The following is a 24,572-nucleotide window of genomic DNA, read 5'->3' on the forward strand; positions in this document are numbered from 1 at the left end:
ACAGGTGTGTTACAGGGCTTTCCATATCTCGGTCGCGTACTCACGAATGGTCCGGTCCGATGAGAACCAGCCCATGCGCGCCGTGTTCAACACCGCTTTGCGCCACCACTCATCCTTGTCCTGCCACAGTTGCTCCACACGCATCTGCGCATCCCAGTAAGCATCAAAATCAGCACACACCAGAAACCGGTCATATTCGATCAGAGAATCCACCAGGCCGGTGTAACGCGCCGGATCGTCGTGGGAAAACACCCCGCCACGGATCGCCTGCAACACGTCATTGAGCCGGTGCGAGGCCGCCACATCCGGCGCCGCATGGAACTCGCCATTACGCTTGCGCGCTTCGACCTGCTGCGAACTCAGACCGAAGATAAACATGTTGTCAGCACCCACCCGCTCGCACATCTCGACATTGGCCCCGTCCATCGTGCCAATGGTCAGTGCGCCGTTAAGACCGAATTTCATGTTGCTGGTGCCCGACGCTTCGTAGCCTGCCGTGGAGATCTGCTCGGACAAGTCGGCCGCCGGAATGATGCTTTCGGCCAGGCTGACGTTGTAGTTGGGGATAAACACCACCTTGAGCAGCCCGCGCACGGTGGGGTCGTTGTTGACGGTGCGGGCGATATCATTGGCCAGTTTGATAATGAGCTTGGCCTGTTCATAACTGGCCGCCGACTTGCCGGCAAAAATCTTCACCCGTGGCACCCAGTGGTTACCGGGCTCGGCACGAATGGCCTGATACAACGCCACCGTATGCATCAAGTTGAGCAGTTGGCGTTTGTACTCGTGAATCCGTTTGACCTGCACATCGAACAGGGCCTCAGGGTTGACCACAATGCCCAAGCGCTCGTAAATCAGCGCCGCCAGGGTGCATTTGCTTTGCAGGCGCTGTTCGGCGAAACGCTTGCGAAAATCGGCACGCTCGGCAAAAGGCTCCAGCTTGATCAGTTTGTATTCGGTTTCGTCGAGTACATCGGGGCCCAGCACATCCACCAGCATGGCGGTCAACGGCGGGTTGGCCTGGAACAGCCAGCGGCGGAAGGTAACGCCGTTGGTTTTGTTGTTGATCCGGTTCGGGTAGAGCTTGTGCAACTCGGCGAATACGGTACTGCGCATCAGTTGCGTGTGCAGCCCGGAAACCCCGTTGACGCTGTGGGAACCCAAAAATGCCAGGTTGCCCATGCGCACCCGGCGGCCGTGGTCTTCTTCGATCAGCGACACCGCACGTAACACGTCAAAGTCGTGAATGCCCTTGGCCCGCAGGGCATCGATGTGGTGCGCATTGATCAGGTAAATAATCTGCATATGCCGCGGCAACAGGCGCTCCATCAAGCCTACGGGCCAGGTTTCCAGCGCTTCAGGCAGCAGCGTGTGGTTGGTATACGACAGGGTATCAACGGTGACTTGCCACGCTGACTGCCATTCGATGCCGTGCTCGTCGACGAGGATGCGCATCAACTCCGCCACGGCAATCGAGGGGTGCGTGTCATTGAGCTGAATGGATACGTGTTCGGCCAGGTTCAGCAGCGTCTCATGGACGTGCAGATGACGTCGCAGCAGATCCTGCAATGAGGCAGAAACAAAGAAGAACTCCTGACGCAGACGCAATTCCTGGCCGGCCTCGTTGCTGTCAGCCGGGTACAGCACGCGCGAGATGCTCTCGGCCCGCACCACTTCGGCTACCGCGCCCAGATGGTCACCGGCGTTGAAACGGCCAAGGTTCAGATCGTGCAGCGCCCTCGCTCGCCACAGGCGCAGGGTGTTCACACTGGCACCGCGCCAGCCCACTACGGGCGTGTCATAGGCAATCGCCCGCACCGTCTCGCCCGGCCACCAGATTTGCCGCAACTGGCCTTGCTCATCCTGTTTGGTTTCAACCGAACCGCCAAAGCCCACCGAGTAGAGTACTTCGGCGCGCTCGAACTCCCAGGGGTTGCCGAAGTCCAGCCAGTTCTCGGTTTGTTCCTGCTGCCAGCCGTCGACAATACTCTGGCGAAACAGCCCGTGTTCGTAGCGGATGCCATAACCGTGGGCGGCAATGCCCAAGGTCGACATGCTCTCCATAAAGCAGGCCGCCAAACGACCCAGGCCACCATTGCCAAGGGCCGCATCCGGCTCAAGGACACGGATGCGCTCCAGGTCCACGCCAAGCTCGCCCAGCGCCTCACGCGCTACCTCCAGCAAACCCAGGTTGCTCAGGCTGTCGTACAGCAGGCGACCGATCAGAAACTCCAGCGACAGGTAATACACCCGCTTCTGGTCCTTGCGATAAATCTGCCGGGTGCTGTCCATCCAGTGTTCGACCATATGGTCGCGGGCAGCCAGGGCAATGGCTTCAAACCAGTCGTGGTCAAACGCGTGTTCCGGGTCCTTACCCACCGCGTAAGTCAGTTTGGCTACTACAGCGGCACGGAAAGCCGCCACCTGTGCGTCACGAACAAGCGGTTCCTGGGACATCGATACAAACCTCAATCGAGATAGGGCGATTTGAAGAACGAGTGGTGTCAGCCTAGACGCTTCAACAGAAACAAAGTGCTTTGATTCGGGCTTTTTTTGGCGATTATTTAAAAAAAGATGAAGAAGTGAATGCCGCCCCAAAACGAGGCACATTCGCAGTTGAACGCTTTAAAACATGGCCCTGATCGAAAAACCGGCAAATGGTTGTTCACACATTCACCAACCCCGGTATGATCGCGCGCCCTGATGCACGCTGGAATACAAGTCTGATGAAGTCCAACCTGATCGCCGCCGCGGAAATCGACCGTCTCGATACCTGGGCCAAATACTCCGCGCCCATGTGCGGCTCCTGCATTTCCAGCTGCTGCACGTTGCCGGTCGAGGTCAAGATCAAAGACCTGATTCGCATCGGCATCGTCGACGAGTTCGAGATGGGCGATCCGCCGAAGAACATCGCCAAGCGCCTGCAAAAAGAAGGGATCGTGGAGCGCTTCAACCAGAAGTCGGGGATTTTCACCCTGCAGCGCATGAGCAATAACGACTGCCTTTACCTGGATCGCAAGTCGCGCATGTGCACCATTTACGAGATCCGCCCGGATACCTGCCGCAACCACCCGCGGATTGGCCCGCGCCCTGGTTATTGCGCATACGTGCCGAAAGCCGTTGAGCGCAAGAACAGCAGCGTCAAGCTGATGGATTTCTAAGCACAACAGCGCCCTCACCCTAGCCCTCTCCCGGAGGGAGAGGGAACTAAAAGCAAAAACATATGTGCGCAACACCCCCTATCGGCTCCCTCTCCCTCGGGAGAAGGCTTGGGTGAGGGGCCAGCTTCAAACACAAATGCCAGACATAAAAAAACGCCCCCGACCGCAAGGTCGGGGGCGTTTTTGTAACCGCTAACTAAGTAACTTAGTTTTTGGCCTTTTTAGCAGCGCGGGTACGCTCGCCTTCGTCCAGGATCTTCTTACGAAGACGGATGGACTTAGGAGTCACTTCGCACAGCTCGTCGTCCTGGATGAATTCCAGAGCCTGTTCCAGAGTGAAGCGAACAGGTGGAACCAGAGCGATGGTTTCGTCTTTACCCGAAGCACGCATGTTGTCGAGCTTCTTGCCCTTGGTAGGGTTAACGCCCATATCGGTGTCACGGCTGTTCAGACCAACGATCTGACCGTTGTAGACCTCTTGACCGTGCTCAACGAACAGCTTGCCACGCGCCTGCAGAGTTTCCAGGGAGTAGGTCAGCGCCTTGCCAGTTTCAACCGATACCAGAACGCCGTTCTGACGGCCGGACATGTGGCCCGACTTCATCACGTCGTAACGATCGAAGATCGAGGTCAGGATGCCAGCACCGTTGGTCAGGGTCAGGAACTGGTTACGGAAACCGATCAGACCACGAGCAGGGATGTTGTATTCCAGACGAACACGGCCTTTGCCATCCGGCACCATGTTAGTCAGGTCGCCTTTACGCAGACCCATCTCTTCCATCACCTTGCCCTGGGATTCTTCCGGGGTGTCGATGGTGACGTTTTCGAACGGTTCGTGCTTAACGCCGTCAACCATACGGATGATTACTTCTGGACGACCAACGCCCATTTCGAAGCCTTCACGACGCATAGTTTCGATCAGTACGGACAAGTGCAGCTCGCCACGGCCCGATACTTTGAACTTGTCAGCCGAGTCGCCTTCTTCAACGCGCAGTGCAACGTTGTAAAGCAGCTCTTTGTCCAGACGTTCCTTGATGTTACGGGAAGTCACGAACTTGCCATCTTTACCGCAGAATGGCGAGTCGTTTACCTGGAAGGTCATGGAAACGGTTGGCTCGTCAACAGTCAACGGCTTCATCGCTTCAACGTTCATCGGATCACACAGGGTGTCGGAGATGAACAGCGAATCCATACCGCTGATGCAAACGATATCGCCTGCCGACGCTTCTTCAACGTCTACACGGTGCAGACCGTGGTGACCCATCAGCTTCAGGATACGACCGTTACGGCGCTTGCCGTCAGCGTCGATGGCAACAACCGGGGTGTTCGGCTTGACGCGACCACGAGCGATACGGCCAACGCCGATAATGCCCAGGAAGCTGTTGTAGTCCAGTGCCGAGATTTGCATCTGGAACGGACCATCACGGTCAACCTGTGGTGCTGGTACGTTGTCGACGATCGACTGGTACAGCGGGGTCATGTCTTCAGCCATGTCGGTGTGGTCAAGACCAGCAATACCGTTCAGGGCAGAGGCGTAAACCACTTTGAAGTCCAGCTGTTCTTCGGTAGCACCCAGGTTGTCGAACAGGTCGAAGATCTGGTCCAGAACCCAGTCCGGACGCGCGCCTGGACGGTCAACCTTGTTGATCACCACGATTGGACGCAGGCCGGCTTCGAAAGCCTTCTTGGTCACAAAACGGGTTTGCGGCATAGGGCCGTCTTGAGCGTCAACCAGCAGCAGAACGGAGTCAACCATCGACATTACGCGTTCAACTTCGCCGCCGAAGTCGGCGTGGCCCGGGGTATCCACGATGTTGATGTGGTAGCCGTTCCAGTTGATGGCGGTGTTTTTCGCCAGAATGGTAATACCGCGCTCTTTCTCCTGGTCGTTGGAGTCCATTACGCGTTCGTCGTTAAGCTCGTTGCGCTCCAGGGTGCCGGATTGACGCAAGAGTTTGTCTACCAGGGTGGTTTTACCGTGGTCAACGTGAGCAATGATGGCGATGTTACGTAGATTTTCGATCACTTGTGTATCTCGATCAGAGGATTCGGTGTGCTGACTGAGTCCAGGCAGCGATTAACAGTAGAGTCCGTGCAAGCCGTTACAGCTTGACGGCGGCGTCGGGGGGCCGGTGACGCAGGCCACAGGCATACAGCCCCGGGCTCTTAGCTCGGTCGATAAACGCGCACATTGGCATGTCCCTCACTGAGCAAATGGTGAGCATGCAGGCGACTCATCACGCCTTTGTCGCAATACAACAGGTACTGACGGGTGTCATCCAGTTCCTTGAAGCGGCTGTTCAAAGCATAGAACGGCAACGCTTGTACTTCGATGCCAGCCAGTTCCAGCGGCTGATCTTCCTGAGCATCCGGGTGACGGATGTCGATCACGATCTGGCCCGCCAGCACTTCGCTGACTTCTTCGACTTGCAAGTCCTGGCCCAATTCATCGATTACCCGATCAATCGGCACCAGTTTGGCCCGCTCAAGCGCACGCTCAAGCACGGCCATATCAAACTGTTGTTCTTCATACTCCACGCGGTTGCGCTTGGCGTGGGTCTTGGGGTTGACCGAAATCACCCCGCAATATTCAGGCATGTGCTTGGCAAAATCGGCCGTACCGATTTCTTCTGCCAAATCAATGATGTCCTGCTTGTGGCTCGCGATCAGCGGGCGCAGCACCAGTTTGTCAGTAGCCGAATCGATCAGCGACAAATTGGGCAGTGTCTGGCTCGATACCTGGGAAATCGCTTCACCGGTCACCAGCACTTCGATATCCAGGCGTTCGGCAATACGTGTTGCAGCGCGCAACATCATACGCTTCAAAATGACGCCCATATGACTGTTATCGACTTTGCCGAGAATTTCGCCCAAAACTTCTTCGAACGGAACGCTGACAAACAGCACGCGTTGCGAGCTGCCGTACTTCTTCCATATATAGTGCGCGACTTCCATCACGCCCAATTCATGGGCACGTCCGCCCAGGTTGAAGAAGCAGAAGTGGCTCATCAGGCCGCGACGCATGATCTGGTAGGCCGCCACGGTGGAATCGAAGCCACCGGACATCAGCACCAGGGTCTGCTCAAGCGAACCCAACGGGTAGCCACCAATACTGTCGTGCTGGTTGTGAATCACAAACAACCGTTGGTCGCGAATTTCAATACGAACTTCGATTTCAGGCTTTTTCAGCTCGATTCCGGCTGCACCGCACTCACGACGCAGCTTGCTGCCGACGTATTTTTCGACTTCCATCGAGGTAAATGGGTGCTTGCCGGCGCGTTTGCAACGCACCGAAAAAATCTTGCCCGCCAGTGCATCGCCGAAGTGCAGCTTGCACTTCTCAACGATGTCGTCGAAGTCGCCCAGAGGGTACTCGTCGACCTGCAGGAAATGCGCAATACCCGGCATGCAGCTCAGGCGTTCGGTCATTTCTTTCAAGGCTTTAGGGTCGGTTACGCGCGTTTGCAGCTCGATGTTGTCCCACACGCCCGTCACCACCACAGCCGGGTCCAGATCGCGGAGCACAGTGCGGATGTTTTTGGCCAATTGACGGACGAAACGCATCCGAACCGGACGGCTCTTGATAGTGATTTCGGGGAAGACTTTAACGATTAGTTTCATGAAAACAGCGCGCGAGCAGCCTGCCAAAAAAGGGGGGCGCGGATTATAGCGGAAATTGCTCAAGGTTTAACCAGTTATCGTACAAACGGTTTTGCGCGCACCAAAATAGAACATAAACAGCCAAATTCGCTTCATTTGAGTGCGATAAACGCGGCTAATCGGTAGTCTGGCCCGCTTACCTGCTTGAGATTGGCGCATTACACCCAACTCGGGGCACTGGCATGCAATTTGCTCCCTTGTGAGGCAGGTTGCCTTGGCAGAGTATTCGCGCCGGCATCAACCACTTATTAAGGGCATTCCACTACCAGCCCTAAGCCACCCCGGAGGACACTATGTCGAAGTCGGTTCAACTCATCAAAGATCATGACGTCAAGTGGATTGATCTGCGCTTCACTGATACCAAAGGCACTCAGCACCACGTGACCATGCCGGCCCGTGATGCGCTGGATGAAAACTTCTTCACCGACGGCAAAATGTTCGACGGCTCCTCCATTGCTGGCTGGAAAGGCATCGAAGCGTCCGACATGATCCTGCTGCCAGACGACAGCACTGCCGTACTGGATCCGTTCACCGAACAGCCTACGCTGATCCTGGTGTGCGACATCATCGAACCTTCGACCATGCAAGGCTATGACCGCGACCCACGCGCCATCGCTACCCGTGCCGAGGAATACCTGAAGTCCACCGGTATCGGCGACACCGTTTTCGTTGGCCCGGAGCCAGAGTTCTTCATCTTCGACCAAGTGAAATTCAAGTCCGACATTTCCGGCTCCATGTTCAAGATCTACTCCGAACAAGGTTCGTGGATGTCCGACCAGGACGTGGAAGGCGGCAACAAAGGCCACCGTCCTGGCGTCAAAGGCGGCTATTTCCCGGTTCCGCCGTTCGACCATGACCACGAAATCCGTACCTCCATGTGCAACGCCATGGAAGAGATGGGCCTGGTTATCGAAGTTCACCACCACGAAGTGGCAACTGCTGGCCAGAACGAAATCGGCGTGCAGTTCAACACCCTGGTGAAAAAGGCTGACGAAGTTCAGACCCTGAAGTACTGCGTACATAACGTGGCAGACGCCTACGGCCGTACTGCTACTTTCATGCCCAAGCCTCTGTACGGCGACAACGGCTCGGGTATGCACGTTCACATGTCCATCTCCAAAGATGGCAAGAACACCTTCGCAGGCGAAGGCTATGCCGGCCTGTCCGACACTGCCCTGTACTTCATCGGCGGTATCATCAAGCACGGTAAGGCCCTGAACGGCTTCACCAACCCGGCTACCAACTCCTACAAGCGTCTGGTACCAGGCTTCGAAGCGCCAGTAATGCTGGCCTACTCGGCCCGTAACCGTTCGGCTTCGATCCGTATTCCTTACGTGTCCAGCCCTAAAGCTCGCCGTATCGAAGCACGTTTCCCGGACCCGGCAGCCAACCCGTACCTGTGCTTCGCCGCACTGATGATGGCTGGTCTGGACGGTATCCAGAACAAGACTCACCCTGGCGACGCCGCTGACAAAAATCTGTATGACCTGCCGCCTGAAGAGGCTAAAGAGATCCCACAAGTTTGCGGCAGCCTGAAAGAAGCCCTGGAAGAGCTGGATAAAGGTCGTGCGTTCCTGACCAAAGGCGGCGTTTTCAGCGACGACTTCATCGACGCGTACATCGCCCTTAAAAGCGAAGAAGAAATCCAGGTTCGTACTTTCGTACACCCACTGGAATACGAGCTGTACTACAGCTGCTAATCCAGTGACGCCCGCGCAAGCGGCGTGATTCGAAAAAGCCTCCTTCGGGAGGTTTTTTTGTGGGCGCCGTCTTACGCAAGCATGGGATGAAAGACTCTGGACTCGTGCCCGCACCTGACAGCCACGCTGCTGAGTGACCGGTAGTTTGTCGCCACTCAACCAATGGAGACTGACATGCCCACCCTACTCAACCTCAAAACCCTGCTGCTGTCGTGCGCCTGCCTGCTTTTGCTGGGCTGCGCCAGCCCACCCACTGAGGTGAATGTCGAGCAACTGCTCAAGACCGGGCAATCGTGGATTGGCACTCCTTACACATGGCCGGACGGCAAGCCGGAATTCACCGTGGTCAAAATCACCCTCCCGGCCAACACCGCACTGAAATGGCACACGCACCCCATGCCCAATATCGCCTATGTGGTCGCAGGCGAACTGATGGTAGAAACCGAAGATGGCCTGCACAAAACCACGCTCAAACCTGGCCAGGTACTGCCCGAGATGGTCAACACCTCCCATCGCGGCACCAGCGGCAAGAGACCGGTTGAACTGATCGTGTTCTATGCCGGCACACCCGGCATGCCACTGTCCCATTGACACCCAACCTGTAGTCGCTGCCGCAGGCTGCGATAAGGGCTCCCTATCGCAGCCTTCGGCAGCGACTACAGCAACGCATGACAGCAACCACTCGCTCATCGCCATCAGCACCGGTCCATTTTTCAGCCAACTGAATCCATTCACCTAAAATGCACTATATTGGTGCGACTATAGTTTGAGAGTGCATTAACCAGCCCAATTTGGTTCAAAAACCCTCGCACGCTGGACTGCGACGATATGCGCTCATGTTGTAAACGCCTATTTCAGGGGGGCGACGCTTCTTTTCGGAGCCTTGGTTTGGTTTTTGCATTTTCCTTGCACCAGCGCTTCACCCGCGCACGCAATCCGGGATCGGCCCATGACCATCAGTGACGCCCTGCACCGACTGTTACTCGACAACCTCACCACCGCCACGCTTTTACTCAATGCCGATTTGCGCCTTGAGTACATGAACCCGGCGGCAGAGATGCTGTTGGCGATCAGCGGTCAACGCAGTCACGGGCAGTTCATCAGTGAGCTCTTTACGGAGTCCACCGAGGCACTGCACTCGCTGCGCCAGGCTGTTGAGCAAGCGCACCCGTTTACCAAGCGCGAAGCCATGCTGACCTCGCTGACGGGCCAGAACCTGACAGTGGACTATGCCGTGACGCCCATCTTGAGCAATGGCGGCACCATGCTGCTGCTTGAGGTGCACCCCCGCGACCGTCTGCTGCGCATCACCAAAGAAGAGGCCCAGCTGTCCAAGCAGGAGACCAGCAAGATGCTGGTGCGCGGCCTGGCCCACGAAATAAAGAACCCGCTGGGCGGCATTCGCGGCGCGGCCCAGTTGCTGGCCCGCCAACTGCCCGATGAAAACCTGCGCGACTACACCAACGTGATCATCGAAGAGGCTGACCGCCTGCGTAACCTGGTCGACCGCATGCTGGGCTCCAACAAACTGCCGTCGCTGGCCATGACCAACGTCCACGAAGTACTTGAACGCGTGTGCAACCTGGTCGAGGCCGAGACCCAGGGCAGCATCACTTTGGTGCGTGACTACGACCCGAGCCTGCCCGACCTGCTGATCGACCGCGAACAAATGATCCAGGCCGTACTCAATATCGTGCGCAACGCGATGCAGGCCATCGGCAGCCAGAACGAGCTGCGCCTGGGCCGCATCAGCCTGCGTACCCGCGCCATGCGCCAGTTCACCATTGGCCACATACGCCACCGGCTGGTCACTAAAATCGAAATTATCGACAACGGCCCGGGCATACCTGCCGAGCTGCAAGACACACTTTTTTTTCCGATGGTCAGCGGTCGCCCGGACGGTACCGGGCTTGGCCTGGCCATCACGCAAAACATCATCAGTCAGCACCAGGGGTTGATCGAGTGTGAAAGCCACCCCGGCCACACACTCTTCTCGATCTTTCTACCACTGGAACAAGGAGCCGCATCGACATGAGCCGAAGTGAAACCGTGTGGATCGTCGACGACGACCGTTCAATCCGCTGGGTCCTGGAAAAAGCCTTGCAACAGGAAGGCATGACCACACAAAGTTTCGACAGTGCCGATGGGGTCATGAGCCGACTGGCTCGCCAGCAGCCTGACGTGATCATTTCCGATATCCGCATGCCCGGCTCCAGCGGTCTGGACCTGCTTGCCAAAATCCGCGAGCAGCACCCGCGCCTGCCGGTCATTATCATGACCGCTCATTCCGATCTGGACAGCGCTGTAGCGTCCTATCAGGGCGGTGCATTCGAATACCTGCCCAAGCCGTTTGATGTCGATGACGCCGTGTCCCTGGTCAAGCGCGCCAACCAGCACGCCCAGGAACAACAAGGCCTGGCCGTGGCGCCAACGCTTGCCCCCACCCCGGAAATCATCGGCGAAGCACCGGCGATGCAAGAGGTGTTTCGTGCCATTGGCCGCCTGAGCCACTCCAATATCACGGTGCTGATCAACGGCGAATCGGGTACGGGCAAAGAGCTGGTGGCCCACGCCCTGCATCGCCACAGCCCGCGGGCTGCATCGCCGTTTATCGCATTGAACATGGCTGCGATCCCAAAGGACCTGATGGAATCCGAGCTGTTCGGCCATGAAAAAGGCGCTTTCACCGGCGCTGCGAACCTGCGCCGGGGCCGCTTTGAGCAGGCCGATGGCGGCACCCTGTTCCTCGATGAAATCGGCGATATGCCTGCCGACACCCAAACCCGGCTGCTGCGGGTATTGGCCGATGGCGAATTCTATCGGGTTGGCGGGCACATGCCGGTCAAGGTGGATGTTCGCATCATCGCAGCCACGCACCAGAACCTTGAAACCCTGGTGCAGGCCGGCAAGTTTCGTGAAGACCTGTTCCACCGTCTGAACGTGATCCGCATCCATATCCCGCGTCTGTCTGACCGCCGCGAAGACATCCCGACCCTGGCCCGGCACTTTCTCAGCAGTGCCGCGCAAGAGCTGTCCGTGGAGCCAAAACTGCTCAAGGCCGAGACCGAGCAGTACCTGAAAAACCTGCCGTGGCCAGGCAACGTGCGCCAGCTGGAGAACACCTGCCGCTGGATTACAGTGATGGCCTCGGGTCGCGAAGTACATATCGGCGACCTGCCGCCCGAGCTGCTGAACCTGCAACAGGACGCCTCCCCTGTCACCAACTGGGAGCAGGCGCTGCGCCAGTGGGCTGACCAGGCCCTGGGGCGTGGCCAGTCCAATCTGCTCGACAGCGCCGTGCCCACCTTTGAGCGGATCATGATCGAAACCGCGCTCAAGCATACCGCGGGCCGTCGTCGAGACGCTGCGGTGCTGCTGGGTTGGGGCCGCAACACCTTGACCCGCAAGATCAAGGAACTGGGCATGAAGATCGATGGCGACGAGGATGATGGCGACGAGGCCTGAGGCAGATCAAAAGCGCCCTCACCCCAACCCTCTCCCGAGGGAGAGGGAGCTGATTGGAGGTGTCGCATAAATCTGCTTTTGCTTTTAGTCCCCTCTCCCTCCGGGAGAGGGCTAAGGTGAGGGGCTCTTGATCTTGACCGCACCACCCTCAAGCAACCCGCCCCATTATCGTGCACGGCTCTAGCCCAATGGTTTGCGCCAACCCTCGCACAAAAATCAGTCCCCAAACAAAAGCCCCGGATTCCGGGGCTTTTGCGTACTCACGAAGCAATTTCTACAAAAAACCCAAAATTGGCACGCGCCCTGCAATACCTATAGCAGGCAACAACGCTTTAGGGGACCTTGATACAGGCAGGTCAAGACTCCCCACTTTTACACTCGCAGCCTTGATGCCTTTTGCATCAACGCGCACAGCGCTTTTGGGGAACCCGGTACAGGCAGGCTGGAATTCCCTCTTTTATTACTCTCGCAGGTTCACCTGCAACCGCCAGCGTCCATCTTGTAACGCCCCGGCCCAGTCGCCCTTCAAGGCACGGGCCGCCACCAGGGTCAGCAGCAACCCGCCATCTGTATCACGCACCCGCCAGTTCACGCTTTTGCCGTTATACGTCAACTGGCCGCTCTGCACCTTGCCCCTGGCATCGAACAGCAACCCCAATGTGCCATCGACCAACTCACCATGCAGCTTGGGCTCGGCACTGAACCACACCACCAGAGCACCCGGCAGCACATCCACCTGTTGCAGCTCAACCGGGGTTGGCGCGGTCAAACGACCGATCATCATCCCCACCATCACACCGACTATCGCCAAAGAACCTAAAACCCGTGGCCATAGTTTCGGTCGCGGGTCCTCTTCAGGCGTAGAATGCTGCCCATCTTTAAGTTCGGAGCCGTGCATGTTTCACGTCATCCTTTTTCAACCAGAAATTCCGCCGAATACCGGCAACATTATCAGGCTGTGCGCCAACAGCGGCTGCCACCTGCATTTGATCGAGCCTATCGGTTTTGAGCTGGACGACAAGCGCTTGCGCCGTGCCGGGCTCGATTACCACGAATATGCGCCGCTCAAGCGTCATGCCGACCTGGCCAGCTGCCTTGAGAGCCTGGGCCATCCGCGCCTGTTCGCCTTCACCACCAAAGGCTCCAGGCCCTTTCACGACGTACAGTTTGCCGAAGGCGATGCCTTTCTCTTTGGCCCTGAAAGCCGTGGCCTGCCGCCTGAAGTACTCGACGCCCTGGACGGCGACCACCGCCTGCGCCTGCCTATGCGCGAAGGTTGCCGCAGCCTGAACCTGTCCAATACCGTGGCGGTCGCCGTGTATGAGGCCTGGCGCCAGTTAGGCTTCAAGTAACCCGCACCCACACATAAAAAAAGCGCCCATAAGGCGCTTTTTTTGTGGCATCGACTGTTTATTGAACAGTCGGGCTGCCTTCTTCCTGCATGCGCTGCAATTCTTGCGCGTACAGGGCATCGAAGTTCACCGGAGCCAGCATCAACGCCGGGAACGAGCCGCGAGTTACCAGGCTGTCCAGGGTTTCACGGGCATACGGGAACAGGATGTTCGGGCAGAACGCGCCCAGGGTGTGGTTCATCGACGCTGGATCAAGGTTTTTGATCAGGAAGATGCCAGCCTGTTGCACTTCAGCAATAAAAGCCACTTCGTCGCCGTTTTTAACGGTAACCGACAGGGTCAGAACCACTTCGTGGAAGTCGCCTTCCAGCGGCTTTTGACGAGTGTTCAGGTCCAGGCCAACGCTCGGTTCCCACTGCTGGCGGAAGATCGCCGGGCTTTTCGGCGCTTCGAACGACAGGTCACGCACGTAGATGCGCTGCAGGGAGAATTGTGGAGCGGAGTCTTCATCGCTAACAGCAGCGGTGTTCTGTTGGTCAGTCATCACAGATCCTTGTTGATCTTGGGGCTTATAGAGAATGAGAGTCAGACGTTCAGCAGCGCATCCAATTTACCTGCGCGCTCCAGAGCAAACAGGTCATCGCATCCGCCAACATGCTTGTCGCCAATCCAGATCTGCGGAACCGACGTGCGGCCTGCCTTCTGAGCCATCTCGGCACGTACCTGGGGCTTGCCGTCGACCTTGACCTCTTCGAAGGCAATACCCTTTTTCTCAAGCAGAGCCTTGGCTCGCATGCAGTAAGGGCAGTAGTCGCTGGAGTAAACGATGACCTTGGACATATTTACTTCACCACTGGCAGGTTGTCAGCGCGCCAGCTGGAGATACCGCCAGACAGCTTGGCAGCATTGTAACCAGCCTTGAGCAGCTCACGGGCATGGCCGCCCGAGTGCTGACCGGCAGCATCAACCAGAATGATGGTCTTGCCCTTGTGCTTGTCCAGCTCGGCAATACGCGCCATCAGTTTGTCTTGCGGGATGTTCAGGGCACCCACGATGTGTCCGGCGGCAAAGTCTTTAACCGGGCGAATATCAATCACCACGCCTTCGTCGCGATTGACCAGGCCGGTCAGTTCGCCAGTGCTGATGCTGCGCCCGCCACGGCTGATTTCGTGAGCAATCAATAGCGCCAACAGGATGACAAACGCGCCTACAAGCAGGTAGTGAGCAGTGGCAAATGTAATCAGGTGATCAACCATCAGAAGGTTCCAGGGTCGTAAAATGTGGGCCAGTATACACAGCCACCTTGGTCGGCCAAACCCCGCCCGGCGGTGACGCCACATGAACTTAGCTTTAAACTGCGCGTCCTCTTCATACCTTCTTATAAACCAGCCACGAGTGGGATCTATGACTACCACGCCTAAACCTTTGGTCCTGATCATCCTGGATGGCTTCGGTCACAGTGAAAGTCACGAATACAATGCCGTTTATTCGGCCAAGAAACCGGTGCTGGATCGTCTTTGCGCGAGCATGCCGAACGGCCTGATCTCGGGTTCGGGCATGGATGTCGGTCTGCCGGACGGCCAGATGGGCAACTCCGAGGTTGGCCACATGAACCTGGGTGCCGGCCGTGTGGTGTATCAGGATTTCACCCGCGTCACCAAGTCGATCCGTGATGGCGAGTTCTTTGAGAACCCGACCATCTGCGCCGCGGTCGACAAGGCAGTGGGTGCAGGCAAGGCCGTGCACATCCTCGGTTTGCTCTCGGATGGCGGTGTTCACAGCCATCAGGATCACCTGATCGCAATGGCCGAGCTGGCTTTCAAGCGCGGCGCAGAAAAAATCTACCTGCACGCCTTTCTCGATGGCCGCGATACCCCGCCAAAAAGCGCTTCATCGTCCATCGAACTGCTGGACGAAGCCTTCAAGGACCTGGGCAAGGGCCGCATCGCCAGCCTGATCGGCCGTTACTTCGCCATGGACCGTGATAATCGCTGGGACCGTGTCGAGCAGGCCTACAACCTGATCGTCGACGGCAAGGGCGAGTTCAACGCCGCTACTGCCCAGGAAGGTCTGGAAGCTGCCTACGCGCGTGGCGAAAGCGACGAATTCGTCAAGGCCACCACCATTGGCGAACCTGTACGTGTTGAAGACGGCGACGCCGTAGTCTTCATGAACTTCCGTGCCGACCGCGCCCGCGAACTGACCCGCGTGTTCGTTGAAGATAATTTCGACGCCTTCGCCCGCGCCCGTCAGCCAAAGCTGGCAGGTTTCGTGATGCTGACCCAATACGCCGCCAGCATCCCGGCACCCAGCGCATTTGCTCCCGGCAGTCTGGAAAACGTACTGGGCGATTACCTGGCCAAAAACGGCAAAACCCAGCTGCGCATCGCCGAAACCGAAAAATATGCCCACGTGACCTTCTTCTTTTCGGGCGGCCGCGAAGAACCGTTCCCGGGCGAAGAACGCATTCTGGTGCCGTCGCCAAAAGTCGCCACCTACGACCTGCAACCTGAAATGAGCGCCCCGGAAGTCACCGACCACATCGTCGATGCCATCGAAAACCAGCGCTATGACGTGATCGTGGTCAACTACGCCAATGGCGACATGGTCGGCCACAGTGGCGTATTCGACGCAGCCGTCAAAGCGGTCGAGTGCCTGGATGCCTGCGTGGGCCGTATCGTTGAAGCACTGGAAAAAGTCGGCGGCGAAGCCCTGATCACCGCTGACCACGGCAACGTCGAGCAGATGTCAGATGACACCACCGGCCAGGCTCACACCGCACACACCTGCGAGCCCGTACCGTTTATCTATGTGGGCAAGCGTGCGCTCAAGGTTCGCGATGGCGGCGTACTGGCCGACGTGGCGCCAACCATGCTCAAACTGCTGGGCCTGCCTCAGCCGCAAGAGATGACCGGCAAATCGATTCTGGTCGACGCTTGAAATAAAACCCGTGGGAGCGAGCCTGCTCGCGAAGGTCTGAAGCGCGCCGCGCTGATCCAGTCAACATGCGCTATCGTTAACGACATTCGCGAGCGGGCTCGCTCCCACGGGGCTGACCGTTCCATGACAATTTCACCTTCATCCATTTCTTATAGGTGACGAGGGCGGGCATACTAGGCCGTCCCGTTCCCCAGGTGTCGCCCGCCCCATGCTTCGCGCCCTTATAGCCCTGACCCTCGCATGCCTGCTCCAACCGGCGTTTGCCGACGAGCGCGCGCAAACCCAACAGCAGCTGGATGCCACGCGCCAGGATATCAGCGAGCTGAAAAAGCTCCTCGGCAAGCTCCAGGAAGAAAAGTCCGGCGTGCAGAAAGACCTGCGCGGTACCGAAACCGAAATCGGCAAGCTGGAGAAGCAGGTAGAAGCCCTGCAACAAGAACTAAAAAAGAGTGAAGGCGAGCTGCTGCGCCTAGATAGCGAGAAAAAAAAACTCCACAGCGCAAAACTTGAACAGCAACGCCTGATCGCCATTCAGGCCCGTGCCGCCTATCAGGGTGGGCGCCAGGAATACCTGAAGATGCTGCTCAATCAACAAAACCCCGAGAAGTTCGCCCGAACCCTCACCTATTACGATTACCTGAGCCAGGCCCGCCTGGAGCAGCTAAAGGGTTTCAACGAAACCCTGCGCCAACTGGCCAATGTCGAAGCCGATATCAATCTGCAACAAGCGCAGTTGCTCACGCAAAAAAGCAGCCTGGACACCCAGCGTGCCGAGCTCGACAAGGTACGTGCAGAGCGCCAGCAAGTTCTGGCCAAACTCAGTTCCGATGTAAAGGACCGCGACCAGAAGCTGCAGGCTCGCGAGCAGGATCAGGCCGATCTGGCCAAAGTCCTCAAGACCATCGAAGAAACCCTCGCCCGCCAGGCCCGCGAAGCCGAACAGGCGCGGCAAAAAGCCCTGATCGCGCAGCAGGAAGCCGAGAAAAAACGCCAGCGCGAGGCTGCAGCGGTTGCCACCGACGCCCCGCGCAAACCGGTGCAATCGACACCAGGACCGCTGGTCTCCAGCGCCGGCGCTTCCTACGGTGGTGCTTTTTCTCAAGCCCGGGGCAAACTTCCATGGCCGGTTGATGGTCGATTGCTTGCACGCTTCGGTGAAACCCGTGGCGACGACTCGCGCACCAAGTGGGACGGCGTGATGATCAGCGCCGGTGCCGGCACCCAGGTGCATGCCGTACATGGCGGGCGCGTGGTTTTCGCCGACTGGCTGCGTGGTGCGGGCCAACTGGTTATTTTGGATCACGGTAATGGTTATTTAAGCCTGTACGGCCACAATCAGACGTTACTCAAGTCTGCCGGTGACGTGGTCAAGGCCGGCGAAGTGATTTCCACCGTGGGTAACAGCGGTGGGCAAGCCACGCCAGCACTGTATTTTGCTATTCGTCAGCAGGGGCGCCCAAGCGATCCTGCACAATGGTGTCGTACTCAGGGATGAGTCCATCACCTTTAATACGTAGGAGTTCGCTCAACATGCCGCATTTGTCCCGCCTCAACTCGCTGGCCCTGACGATCGCTCTGCTGATCGGCTCGCCATTGGCATTCGCTGCCGAGCCGAGCATTCCGCCAGCCGGGGCTGCTGCCAGCGCCAAGGCACCGCTGCCTCTGGAAGAGCTGCGCACATTTGCCGAGGTCATGGATCGGATCAAGGCCGCGTATGTTGAGCCGGTAGACGATAAAACCCTGTTGGAGAATGCCATCAAGGGCATGCTCAGCAACCTCGACCCGCACTCGGCCTATCTGGGCCCCGAAGACTTTGCCGAACTGCAGGAAAGCACCAGCGGCGAGTTCGGTGGGCTGGGTATTGAAGTCGGCAGTGAAGACGGCAACATCAAAATCGTCTCGCCGATCGACGACACCCCTGCCAGCAAGGCCGGCATCCAGGCCGGTGACTTTATCGTCAAGATCAATGGCCAGCCCACCCGCGGCCTGAGCATGACCGAAGCCGTTGATAAAATGCGCGGCAAGATCGGTCAAAAAATCACCCTGACCCTGGTGCGCAACGGCGGCACGCCTTTCGACGTGACCCTGACCCGCGCCAATATTCAGGTCAAGAGCGTCAAGGCCCAGCTGCTTGAAGATGGTTACGGCTATATCCGTATTACCCAGTTCCAGGTCAAGACCGGTGAAGAAGTTGCCGCAGCGCTGTCCAAACTGCGCAGGGAAAACGGCAACAAGCGCCTCAAGGGCATCATCCTCGACCTGCGCAACAACCCGGGCGGCGTACTGCAGTCGGCAGTTGAGGTGGTAGACCACTTCATCACCAAGGGCCTGATCGTTTACACCAAGGGTCGCATTGCCAACTCTGAGCTGCGTTTCTCGGCCACCGGCAAGGACCTGAGCGAAGGCGTGCCATTGGTAGTACTGATCAACGGCGGCAGTGCCTCGGCGTCAGAGATCGTCGCCGGTGCTCTGCAGGATCAGAAGCGTGGTGTGGTCATGGGTACCACCAGCTTCGGCAAAGGCTCGGTGCAAACCGTACTGCCGCTGAACAATGACCGCGCACTGAAGATCACCACGGCGCTGTACTTCACCCCTAACGGTCGCTCGATCCAGGCCCAGGGCATCGTGCCGGACATCGAAGTCAGCCGCGCCAAGATCACCCGCGAGCAAGATACCGAGTACTACAAAGAGGCCGACCTGCAAGGTCACCTCGGCAATGGTAACGGCGGTGCCGATAAGCCTACCGGTTCCGGCCCCAAAGCCAAGCCGATGCCCCAGGACGATGACTTCCAGCTGAGCCAGGCCTTGAGCCTGCTTAAAGGCTTGAGCATCACCCGCGGCAATTGAGGTGCGTTTCTCTCTCGCCCTGGCCCTGCTCTGCTGCCTGACCGGTGCCGCCCACGCGGCACCGGCCAGCGCGCCCGCCACACCGCACAAGGCTTACTTGAGCCTGATCATCGACGATCTGGGGCAGAACCTGCCCCGGGATCGCCGAGTACTGGCCTTTCCGGGCCCGGTGACGACCGCGGTGATGCCCGACACCCCGCACGCCGCCGAATTTGCCCGTGAGGCTCACAAGGCGGGCAAGATCGTGATCTTGCACATGCCCATGGACCCCGCCACTGGCCCGTTCGCCTGGCACCCGGATTTGCCCATCGCCGAATTGGCAAAGCGTCTCGACGCTGCGTTCAAGGCCGTGCCTTACACCAGTGGCATCAATAACCACGAAGGCAGCTTGATGACCGCTCAACCTGAGGCCATGGCCTGGTTGATGGCTGAACTGCAACAACGGCATAAGTTCTTTGTCGACAGTCGCACCAGCGCGCGTACCGTCGCTGCGGCCGAGGCGCAGAAAATCGGGTTGGCCAGTGTTTCGCGTGATGTGTTCCTCGACAACGTGCGCACCGAACAGGCCATCACTAGCCAGCTCGAAACCGCTATAAAACACGCAAAAAAATTCGGCTCGGTGGTGATGATCGGCCACCCGTACCCGCAAACACTGGCGGTGCTGGAGCGCGAACTGCCCACGCTGAAAGAGCAAGGCATTGACTGGATCGACATCAAACAGATGATCGGCGTACGCAGCAACAAAGCGATGGCGGGTCATGGCAAAGACGGTATTTATCGCTAGATATATTTACCGCACGCAGCCTTCAAACACCTGATTAATTGAGTGACCGCCTCAGGGCATAACCACTCACGATCAGGTACACCCATGAAAAAACACCATCAACTTGCTGGATGCGCGCTACTGATTCTTTGTTTGCCCGCTTCGGCGAAAAACTTTGATCAAGGCGTGATCGACCATGCCGCCCCGCTATTTTTGAATAACAGTATGGGCCAAAACAGCCATTGGTCCGGTATTGGCACGTTTTCCGCCAAGAACACCTGCAATGCCACCCTCATTGACACACGCTCTCATCAGAGTGACGGGCCGGCGTACGTACTTACCAGCGGCCATTGCTTTGAGCGCCCCTACCAGCAACTGATCGCAACCGACACTGACGTAAACGTAGCCATCAGCTTCAACAACTTCCAGGACACCCGCCAAAACCGCTCCGTCTACACAATCAAGCGGGTCAATTGGCAAAGCTTGCAAGGTACCAATCTGGCCATAGCAGAACTCGATGCGCCGTTGTCCCGACTTATCGCAAATGGCATTCATCCCCTGAAAATGGGCCATACACCCAAAACTGCCATCAGCGCCCTGCTGGTCGGAGCCTCGTATACCCAGGCAAACGCACTCGCCCTCAGGTCATGCCTGCTGCAAACAAGCGCCGATACATTGGCCTTCCCTTCGGTGTGGAGCAACGCGCTGACAAGCCAGTGCAATATCACAACACAGAGTCTGTCCGGGAGTCCGATGCTGGACCGCGAATCAAACACCATCATTGCAGTCCTGGGCACCGTCCCCCTTCGCCAGAATGCCCACAACCGGTGCAATGAAAGCGCACCCTGTGAAGTCATCGGCGGCATCGCTCAAGCCCAGCAACTTAACACCCAGTATTCCCACACACTGGAAAACCTCAGCAACTGCTGGAAAAATGGCGTGCTGAACACTGATCCCGGCTATTGCTCTCTTTACCCGGCCACGATCACCACACTATCTGCCCCGAAGCCTGTGCAGCATTATTTGCCCGCACTGCCCGGGGATAAACATCCCGCCATTTTCCCCACCTGGGATGTGAAATTTTCAATATCCGCACCCTTCTACCGTTACAAAATTGTCGACCGCTCAGAACACTGTCAAAACCCTGCCGACTACAGCGTTGCCTTTTCCAGCAGTCATGCCCATATCACCGCGCCCGTTGGCGAAAAAGCGGGCGTAAGCATGCTCTGTTTGCTCGGCGTATCCAGCGAGAACCAAGGGCCTTTATGGGGGGATTTGATGAATGTGCGGGTGCTGGCCGTCAACCTGGAGGAACAGGGTCGTGCGTGGAAGCCTGCCATCAGCGCAACAGGTTATGGGTTTGAGCGCCCGCAGTGGACCGAACTCACCCTCAAGCGCGACGCTCACTTCAATACTCGCTACTTCGTCAAATCAGGGCCGCCGGCCTCAACCGAATGCGGGTCGCAGGAAGGTTACAGACCTCTTGCTGACGAAGTGTTTGAAGACGATATGTTTAAAATAGTGCGCCAGGCACAGCCCACTCAGCACTGCCTGTACAGCCACAACATCCGAAACGATCAATCCGCTGTTGTGAGCTATCTGATGAATAAGAAACCATAGCGCTGAAGAGGTAAAAAGGCTGCGATCTTTTGGTCTTTTCAATCAGCAACATTCATAAGATCGCTCCTGTCTGGAGCCCCCACGAAGTGTCTCAATGAATAGAGAGGTATTTCTCGCGGATCTTGTCGACGATACCTTCAGCGCGTAGCTGATCCAGCGCCGCCTGCAAATTGCTCACCACTTCATCCGGCACTTCTTTGTTCAATGCCAGGTACAACTGGGCCTTGTTAAAGCGCAACACTGTTTTGAACCCTGAAATGCCCACCTGACGTGCCAAAAAACGCCCGGCTGGGTCGCCAGTAGCCCACAGGTCGATTTGCCCGGCCTGCAGCTTTCTGGCGTTATCCTGATCACGCAGCACAATGACGGGCTTGAGCCCCTGCCTCTCCAGAGACATGGCTATCACATCGCTTTTGTAAGCACCGATCCGGTATTTTCCCGCCTGTTCAAGAGAGGTCAGCTCAATCGGGCTATCGGCCCGGGCCAGCAAGACCCAGTCATCAGGGCCGATAGGGCCGACCCATTTGAACAGTGCTTCGCGCTCAGGCACGCGTGCCGTGACAAATACGCCGTAATCCGGGTTTTCCAGGGTAAGGTTATAAATACGCTCCCATGGAAAGCGCAGGGTCATGCTGTAGGGGATACCGGCACGTTTGAATGTTTCGCGCAGCACCTCGACGGCAATGCCTTCGAGATTCTGGTTTTGCGCGAAGTTTTTGCCATTTTTGGCCATGTTGTACGGCGGGAAATTTTCAGTCAGCAACACCAGGGGTGTTCCGGGGGCTTGCGCCGAATAAGCGGAACTCGCGAGGCACATCGTGCCTGCGGCAAGACTGAGCAAAAAACCTTTAAACATGACAGACAATCCAAATCCATGGCGTGCCCAAGAGTGACCCGAGCACGCCATGCTGTCCAGAGCCTTTTGGCTAAATGTGCATAGGTGCGTTAACAGAGCCCTGCAAAAAAATAGATAACTATCTACATGAGCCCATGAATAACCTGTTTTATGCGTGAAGCAACCCACTTATAAAACCACGGCAAAAACAATGAGGCTCATACATGCTAAATAATTGGATTCACCCTATAGGTTTGGCACTCTGCTGCATCACTCTAACTGCGCTAGCTAATGGACATCGCCAGCCCATTGAAACCATTCCAACGGGTGCTATTAAACTTTCAGAGCACCCAGACAACCGCTCACGCACCTGGACGGGTATTGGGCGCCTTCGCGGTGACAAGGGTTCTTTTTGCACCGCCACCTTGATTGATAACCGTGATAAAACAGATACGCCTGAAACCACACCTGCTTATATCATCACCAGCCACCGCTGTTTAAACTCCCTAACTTATGGAGATTATGAATACCCCGGAGGCATTCAGGAAAACCAACCTATAAAAGGGAGCATTTATTTCAATAACTTTGAAAACACACTAGGCCACCTTAAAGAATATGGATTGAAGCAGGTCACCTGGCAAAGCAATGAAGGTTTAAATATCGCCATTATTGAATTGGATAGGCCCTTGGCAAAGCTTATTGCGGACGGTGTTCATCCTTTGAAAATAGCCAGCCGAACACCTCCCACCGGCACTGAAATACTCACGCTTGGAATTCCGGAGTTTTCAAACCTGCACGCAACTCACTGCACACAATTACCCTCGGTCGATATTGCAACCCATCCGTGGGTCAGTACTCGACTCCTGAAAAACAAATGCACGGGCCTCACCGCGGGAGCCTACGGCGGACCGGTCGTTAGCAGGGCCAATAATGAATTGATCAGTGTGCTGGTAGCCAGCACCCACGGGGCTTCGTTCAACAACAGATGCCTGAGTGACGCCCCATGCGAACTCATGGGCAGCGCATCCGAATGGAGCCCGGATTCCCATTACACACGACCCGTTTCATTTCTTAATCAATGCTTTAAGGACGGTGTCTTCACGACCCTTAGGGAAACTCTGAAGAAGACTTCCAGATTTTGGCAAAATACCCGGATTCCACCCGCTGAGTTTCCCCATGAAGCAGATGACCTTCGCTGACGCCGAGTACGCCGGTAAGCGCAAACAAACCCGCAAAGAGTTGTTCCTGATCGAGATGGATCGGGTGGTGCCGTGGAAGGGTTTGATTGCCTTGATCGAGCCGCATTATCCCAAGGGTGAAGGCGGTCGTCCGGCCTATCCGCTGATGGCGATGCTGCGCGTGCACCTGATGCAAAACTGGTTCGGTTACAGCGATCCAGCGATGGAAGAGGCGCTGTACGAGACCACCATCCTGCGCCAGTTCGCGGGGCTGAGCTTGGAGCGTATCCCCGATGAAACCACCATCCTCAACTTCCGTCGTTTGCTGGAGAAGCACGAACTAGCCGCCGGCATCTTGGCTGTCATCAATGGCTATCTGGGCGACCGAGGGCTGTCGCTGCGCCAAGGCACGATCGTCGATGCCACGCTGATCAATGCGCCGAGTTCGACCAAGAACAAGGACGGTAAGCGCGACCCGGAAATGCATCAGACCAAGAAGGGTAACCAGTACTACTTCGGCATGAAGGCGCACATCGGTGTCGATGATGAGTCGGGCTTGGTGCACAGCGTGGTGGGCACGGCGGCCAACGTGGCCGATGTCACCCAGGTCGATAAGCTGCTGCACGGCGATGAGAACATGGTCGGTGCCGACGCGGGTTACACCGGCGTCGAGAAACGCCCTGAACATGAAGGCCGGGAGGTCATCTGGCAGATCGCCGCCCGCCGTAGTACTTACAAGAAGCTTGATAAGCGCAGTGCTTTGTACAAAGCCGCGCGCAAGATTGAGAAGGCCAAGGCTCAGGTACGAGCCAAGGTCGAGCATCCGTTCCGGGTGATCAAGCGCCAGTTCGGTTATGTGAAGGTGCGCTTCCGTGGTCTGGCGAAGAACACGGCGCAACTGGTGACGCTGTTCGCGCTGTCGAACCTGTGGATGGCGCGCCGACATTTACTGGCGAATGCAGGAGAGGTGCGCCTGTAATGTGGGAAATGGCTGCCGCGAGGTGCTCGCGGCGGCTAAAAACACAGAAATAAGCGGGTGATCTGAGCGTTT

General features: G+C 57.1%; 21 protein-coding genes. 13 read left to right on the plus strand and 8 right to left on the minus strand.

The window, feature by feature from the left end:
• Window positions 1–9: 9 nt before the first annotated feature.
• On the minus strand, window positions 10–2,457 hold the full coding sequence (locus tag CJU81_RS01635; RefSeq protein WP_095035244.1) for a glycogen/starch/alpha-glucan phosphorylase: 2,448 nt from the start codon (window positions 2,455–2,457) through the stop codon (window positions 10–12).
• Between the two features lie 266 nt (window positions 2,458–2,723).
• Between CJU81_RS01635 and CJU81_RS01640 the strand changes: the two genes are divergently transcribed.
• Window positions 2,724–3,161 (plus strand): YkgJ family cysteine cluster protein, encoded by a 438-nt coding sequence (locus tag CJU81_RS01640; RefSeq protein WP_095001087.1) that lies wholly within the window; start codon window positions 2,724–2,726, stop codon window positions 3,159–3,161.
• A 205-nt stretch (window positions 3,162–3,366) separates the two neighbouring features.
• Here CJU81_RS01640 and typA read toward each other — a convergent pair whose 3' ends face one another.
• Both typA and thiI read right to left on the minus strand, forming a co-directional pair.
• Window positions 3,367–5,187 (minus strand): translational GTPase TypA, encoded by a 1,821-nt coding sequence (typA, locus tag CJU81_RS01645; protein ID WP_095035245.1) that lies wholly within the window; start codon window positions 5,185–5,187, stop codon window positions 3,367–3,369.
• Between the two features lie 140 nt (window positions 5,188–5,327).
• Complete coding sequence (thiI, locus tag CJU81_RS01650; protein ID WP_095027956.1) at window positions 5,328–6,782, minus strand: tRNA uracil 4-sulfurtransferase ThiI; 1,455 nt, start codon at window positions 6,780–6,782, stop codon at window positions 5,328–5,330.
• 332 nt (window positions 6,783–7,114) lie between these two features.
• Between thiI and glnA the strand changes: the two genes are divergently transcribed.
• The 4 genes from glnA (at window position 7,115) to ntrC (ending at window position 11,986) form a co-directional block, all read left to right on the plus strand.
• Window positions 7,115–8,521 (plus strand): glutamate--ammonia ligase, encoded by a 1,407-nt coding sequence (gene glnA, locus CJU81_RS01660; RefSeq protein WP_095035246.1) that lies wholly within the window; start codon window positions 7,115–7,117, stop codon window positions 8,519–8,521.
• Between the two features lie 174 nt (window positions 8,522–8,695).
• The gene (locus CJU81_RS01665; protein ID WP_095035247.1) at window positions 8,696–9,112 is read left to right on the plus strand and encodes a cupin domain-containing protein; all 417 of its coding nucleotides are present in this window, start codon (window positions 8,696–8,698) and stop codon (window positions 9,110–9,112) included.
• Between the two features lie 358 nt (window positions 9,113–9,470).
• Window positions 9,471–10,556 (plus strand): nitrogen regulation protein NR(II), encoded by a 1,086-nt coding sequence (gene glnL, locus CJU81_RS01670; protein WP_095027954.1) that lies wholly within the window; start codon window positions 9,471–9,473, stop codon window positions 10,554–10,556.
• Window positions 10,553–11,986: a nitrogen regulation protein NR(I) gene (gene ntrC / locus CJU81_RS01675; RefSeq protein WP_095035248.1), complete on the plus strand. Its 1,434-nt coding sequence runs from the start codon at window positions 10,553–10,555 to the stop codon at window positions 11,984–11,986. Before glnL ends, ntrC begins: the two co-directional genes overlap by 4 nt.
• Before the next feature lie 460 nt (window positions 11,987–12,446).
• On the opposite strand, the gene CJU81_RS01680 is transcribed toward ntrC, so the two are convergent.
• Entirely contained in the window at window positions 12,447–12,884 is a 438-nt protein-coding gene (locus CJU81_RS01680) for a hypothetical protein (RefSeq protein ID WP_095035249.1), read from the minus strand.
• On the opposite strand from CJU81_RS01680, the gene trmL reads away from it, so the two are divergent.
• The gene (trmL, locus tag CJU81_RS01685) at window positions 12,883–13,338 is read left to right on the plus strand and encodes a tRNA (uridine(34)/cytosine(34)/5-carboxymethylaminomethyluridine(34)-2'-O)-methyltransferase TrmL (protein ID WP_095035250.1); all 456 of its coding nucleotides are present in this window, start codon (window positions 12,883–12,885) and stop codon (window positions 13,336–13,338) included. The genes CJU81_RS01680 and trmL overlap by 2 nt on opposite strands.
• Window positions 13,339–13,396: 58 nt before the next feature.
• Here the strand turns inward: trmL and secB are convergent, their stop codons facing one another.
• From secB to CJU81_RS01700, 3 genes are read right to left on the minus strand one after another with little or no spacing between them, the layout of a single operon-like run.
• On the minus strand, window positions 13,397–13,882 hold the full coding sequence (secB, locus tag CJU81_RS01690) for a protein-export chaperone SecB (RefSeq protein ID WP_095027950.1): 486 nt from the start codon (window positions 13,880–13,882) through the stop codon (window positions 13,397–13,399).
• Between the two features lie 41 nt (window positions 13,883–13,923).
• The gene (gene grxC, locus CJU81_RS01695) at window positions 13,924–14,178 is read right to left on the minus strand and encodes a glutaredoxin 3 (RefSeq protein WP_095035251.1); all 255 of its coding nucleotides are present in this window, start codon (window positions 14,176–14,178) and stop codon (window positions 13,924–13,926) included.
• A 2-nt stretch (window positions 14,179–14,180) separates the two neighbouring features.
• A complete protein-coding gene (locus tag CJU81_RS01700) occupies window positions 14,181–14,594 on the minus strand; it encodes a rhodanese-like domain-containing protein (protein WP_095035252.1) in 414 nt (137 codons plus the stop codon).
• Between the two features lie 148 nt (window positions 14,595–14,742).
• Between CJU81_RS01700 and gpmI the strand changes: the two genes are divergently transcribed.
• The 5 genes from gpmI (at window position 14,743) to CJU81_RS01725 (ending at window position 21,508) form a co-directional block, all read left to right on the plus strand.
• Window positions 14,743–16,278, plus strand: coding sequence for a 2,3-bisphosphoglycerate-independent phosphoglycerate mutase (gene gpmI / locus CJU81_RS01705; RefSeq protein WP_095035253.1), 1,536 nt, complete (start codon window positions 14,743–14,745; stop codon window positions 16,276–16,278).
• A 208-nt stretch (window positions 16,279–16,486) separates the two neighbouring features.
• A complete protein-coding gene (locus CJU81_RS01710) occupies window positions 16,487–17,773 on the plus strand; it encodes a murein hydrolase activator EnvC family protein (RefSeq protein WP_095035254.1) in 1,287 nt (428 codons plus the stop codon).
• A gap of 35 nt (window positions 17,774–17,808) precedes the next feature.
• A complete protein-coding gene (locus CJU81_RS01715) occupies window positions 17,809–19,125 on the plus strand; it encodes a S41 family peptidase (protein WP_095035255.1) in 1,317 nt (438 codons plus the stop codon).
• Between the two features lies 1 nt (window position 19,126).
• Window positions 19,127–19,909, plus strand: a complete 783-nt coding sequence (locus CJU81_RS01720; RefSeq protein WP_095035256.1) for a divergent polysaccharide deacetylase family protein — start codon at window positions 19,127–19,129, stop codon at window positions 19,907–19,909.
• Between the two features lie 84 nt (window positions 19,910–19,993).
• A complete protein-coding gene (locus CJU81_RS01725) occupies window positions 19,994–21,508 on the plus strand; it encodes a hypothetical protein (RefSeq protein WP_095035257.1) in 1,515 nt (504 codons plus the stop codon).
• A 91-nt stretch (window positions 21,509–21,599) separates the two neighbouring features.
• Here the strand turns inward: CJU81_RS01725 and CJU81_RS01730 are convergent, their stop codons facing one another.
• Complete coding sequence (locus tag CJU81_RS01730; protein ID WP_095035258.1) at window positions 21,600–22,364, minus strand: substrate-binding periplasmic protein; 765 nt, start codon at window positions 22,362–22,364, stop codon at window positions 21,600–21,602.
• A 203-nt stretch (window positions 22,365–22,567) separates the two neighbouring features.
• On the opposite strand from CJU81_RS01730, the gene CJU81_RS23635 reads away from it, so the two are divergent.
• Window positions 22,568–23,542 (plus strand): hypothetical protein, encoded by a 975-nt coding sequence (locus tag CJU81_RS23635; protein ID WP_141232555.1) that lies wholly within the window; start codon window positions 22,568–22,570, stop codon window positions 23,540–23,542.
• The gene (locus CJU81_RS01735; protein ID WP_011077862.1) at window positions 23,520–24,500 is read left to right on the plus strand and encodes an IS5-like element ISPre1 family transposase; all 981 of its coding nucleotides are present in this window, start codon (window positions 23,520–23,522) and stop codon (window positions 24,498–24,500) included. Before CJU81_RS23635 ends, CJU81_RS01735 begins: the two co-directional genes overlap by 23 nt.
• Window positions 24,501–24,572 lie beyond the last annotated feature (72 nt).

Source organism: Pseudomonas fragi, from assembly GCF_002269505.1.
Classification (GTDB): Bacteria; Pseudomonadota; Gammaproteobacteria; order Pseudomonadales; family Pseudomonadaceae; genus Aquipseudomonas; species Aquipseudomonas fragi_D.

What these genes read in the sequence shown, in the direction of transcription:
- CJU81_RS01730 (WP_095035258.1), bottom strand. Translation starts at nt 22,364, where the DNA reads ATGTTTAAAGGTTTTTTGCTCAGTCTTGCCGCAGGCACGATGTGCCTC.
- ntrC (WP_095035248.1), top strand. Translation starts at nt 10,553, where the DNA reads ATGAGCCGAAGTGAAACCGTGTGGATCGTCGACGACGACCGTTCAATC.
- CJU81_RS01710 (WP_095035254.1), top strand. Translation starts at nt 16,487, where the DNA reads ATGCTTCGCGCCCTTATAGCCCTGACCCTCGCATGCCTGCTCCAACCG.
- CJU81_RS23635 (WP_141232555.1), top strand. Translation starts at nt 22,568, where the DNA reads ATGCTAAATAATTGGATTCACCCTATAGGTTTGGCACTCTGCTGCATC.
- glnL (WP_095027954.1), top strand. Translation starts at nt 9,471, where the DNA reads ATGACCATCAGTGACGCCCTGCACCGACTGTTACTCGACAACCTCACC.
- CJU81_RS01635 (WP_095035244.1), bottom strand. Translation starts at nt 2,457, where the DNA reads ATGTCCCAGGAACCGCTTGTTCGTGACGCACAGGTGGCGGCTTTCCGT.
- CJU81_RS01725 (WP_095035257.1), top strand. Translation starts at nt 19,994, where the DNA reads ATGAAAAAACACCATCAACTTGCTGGATGCGCGCTACTGATTCTTTGT.
- CJU81_RS01715 (WP_095035255.1), top strand. Translation starts at nt 17,809, where the DNA reads ATGCCGCATTTGTCCCGCCTCAACTCGCTGGCCCTGACGATCGCTCTG.
- CJU81_RS01735 (WP_011077862.1), top strand. Translation starts at nt 23,520, where the DNA reads ATGAAGCAGATGACCTTCGCTGACGCCGAGTACGCCGGTAAGCGCAAA.
- thiI (WP_095027956.1), bottom strand. Translation starts at nt 6,782, where the DNA reads ATGAAACTAATCGTTAAAGTCTTCCCCGAAATCACTATCAAGAGCCGT.
- trmL (WP_095035250.1), top strand. Translation starts at nt 12,883, where the DNA reads ATGTTTCACGTCATCCTTTTTCAACCAGAAATTCCGCCGAATACCGGC.
- glnA (WP_095035246.1), top strand. Translation starts at nt 7,115, where the DNA reads ATGTCGAAGTCGGTTCAACTCATCAAAGATCATGACGTCAAGTGGATT.
- CJU81_RS01680 (WP_095035249.1), bottom strand. Translation starts at nt 12,884, where the DNA reads ATGCACGGCTCCGAACTTAAAGATGGGCAGCATTCTACGCCTGAAGAG.
- CJU81_RS01700 (WP_095035252.1), bottom strand. Translation starts at nt 14,594, where the DNA reads ATGGTTGATCACCTGATTACATTTGCCACTGCTCACTACCTGCTTGTA.
- CJU81_RS01665 (WP_095035247.1), top strand. Translation starts at nt 8,696, where the DNA reads ATGCCCACCCTACTCAACCTCAAAACCCTGCTGCTGTCGTGCGCCTGC.
- secB (WP_095027950.1), bottom strand. Translation starts at nt 13,882, where the DNA reads ATGACTGACCAACAGAACACCGCTGCTGTTAGCGATGAAGACTCCGCT.
- grxC (WP_095035251.1), bottom strand. Translation starts at nt 14,178, where the DNA reads ATGTCCAAGGTCATCGTTTACTCCAGCGACTACTGCCCTTACTGCATG.
- gpmI (WP_095035253.1), top strand. Translation starts at nt 14,743, where the DNA reads ATGACTACCACGCCTAAACCTTTGGTCCTGATCATCCTGGATGGCTTC.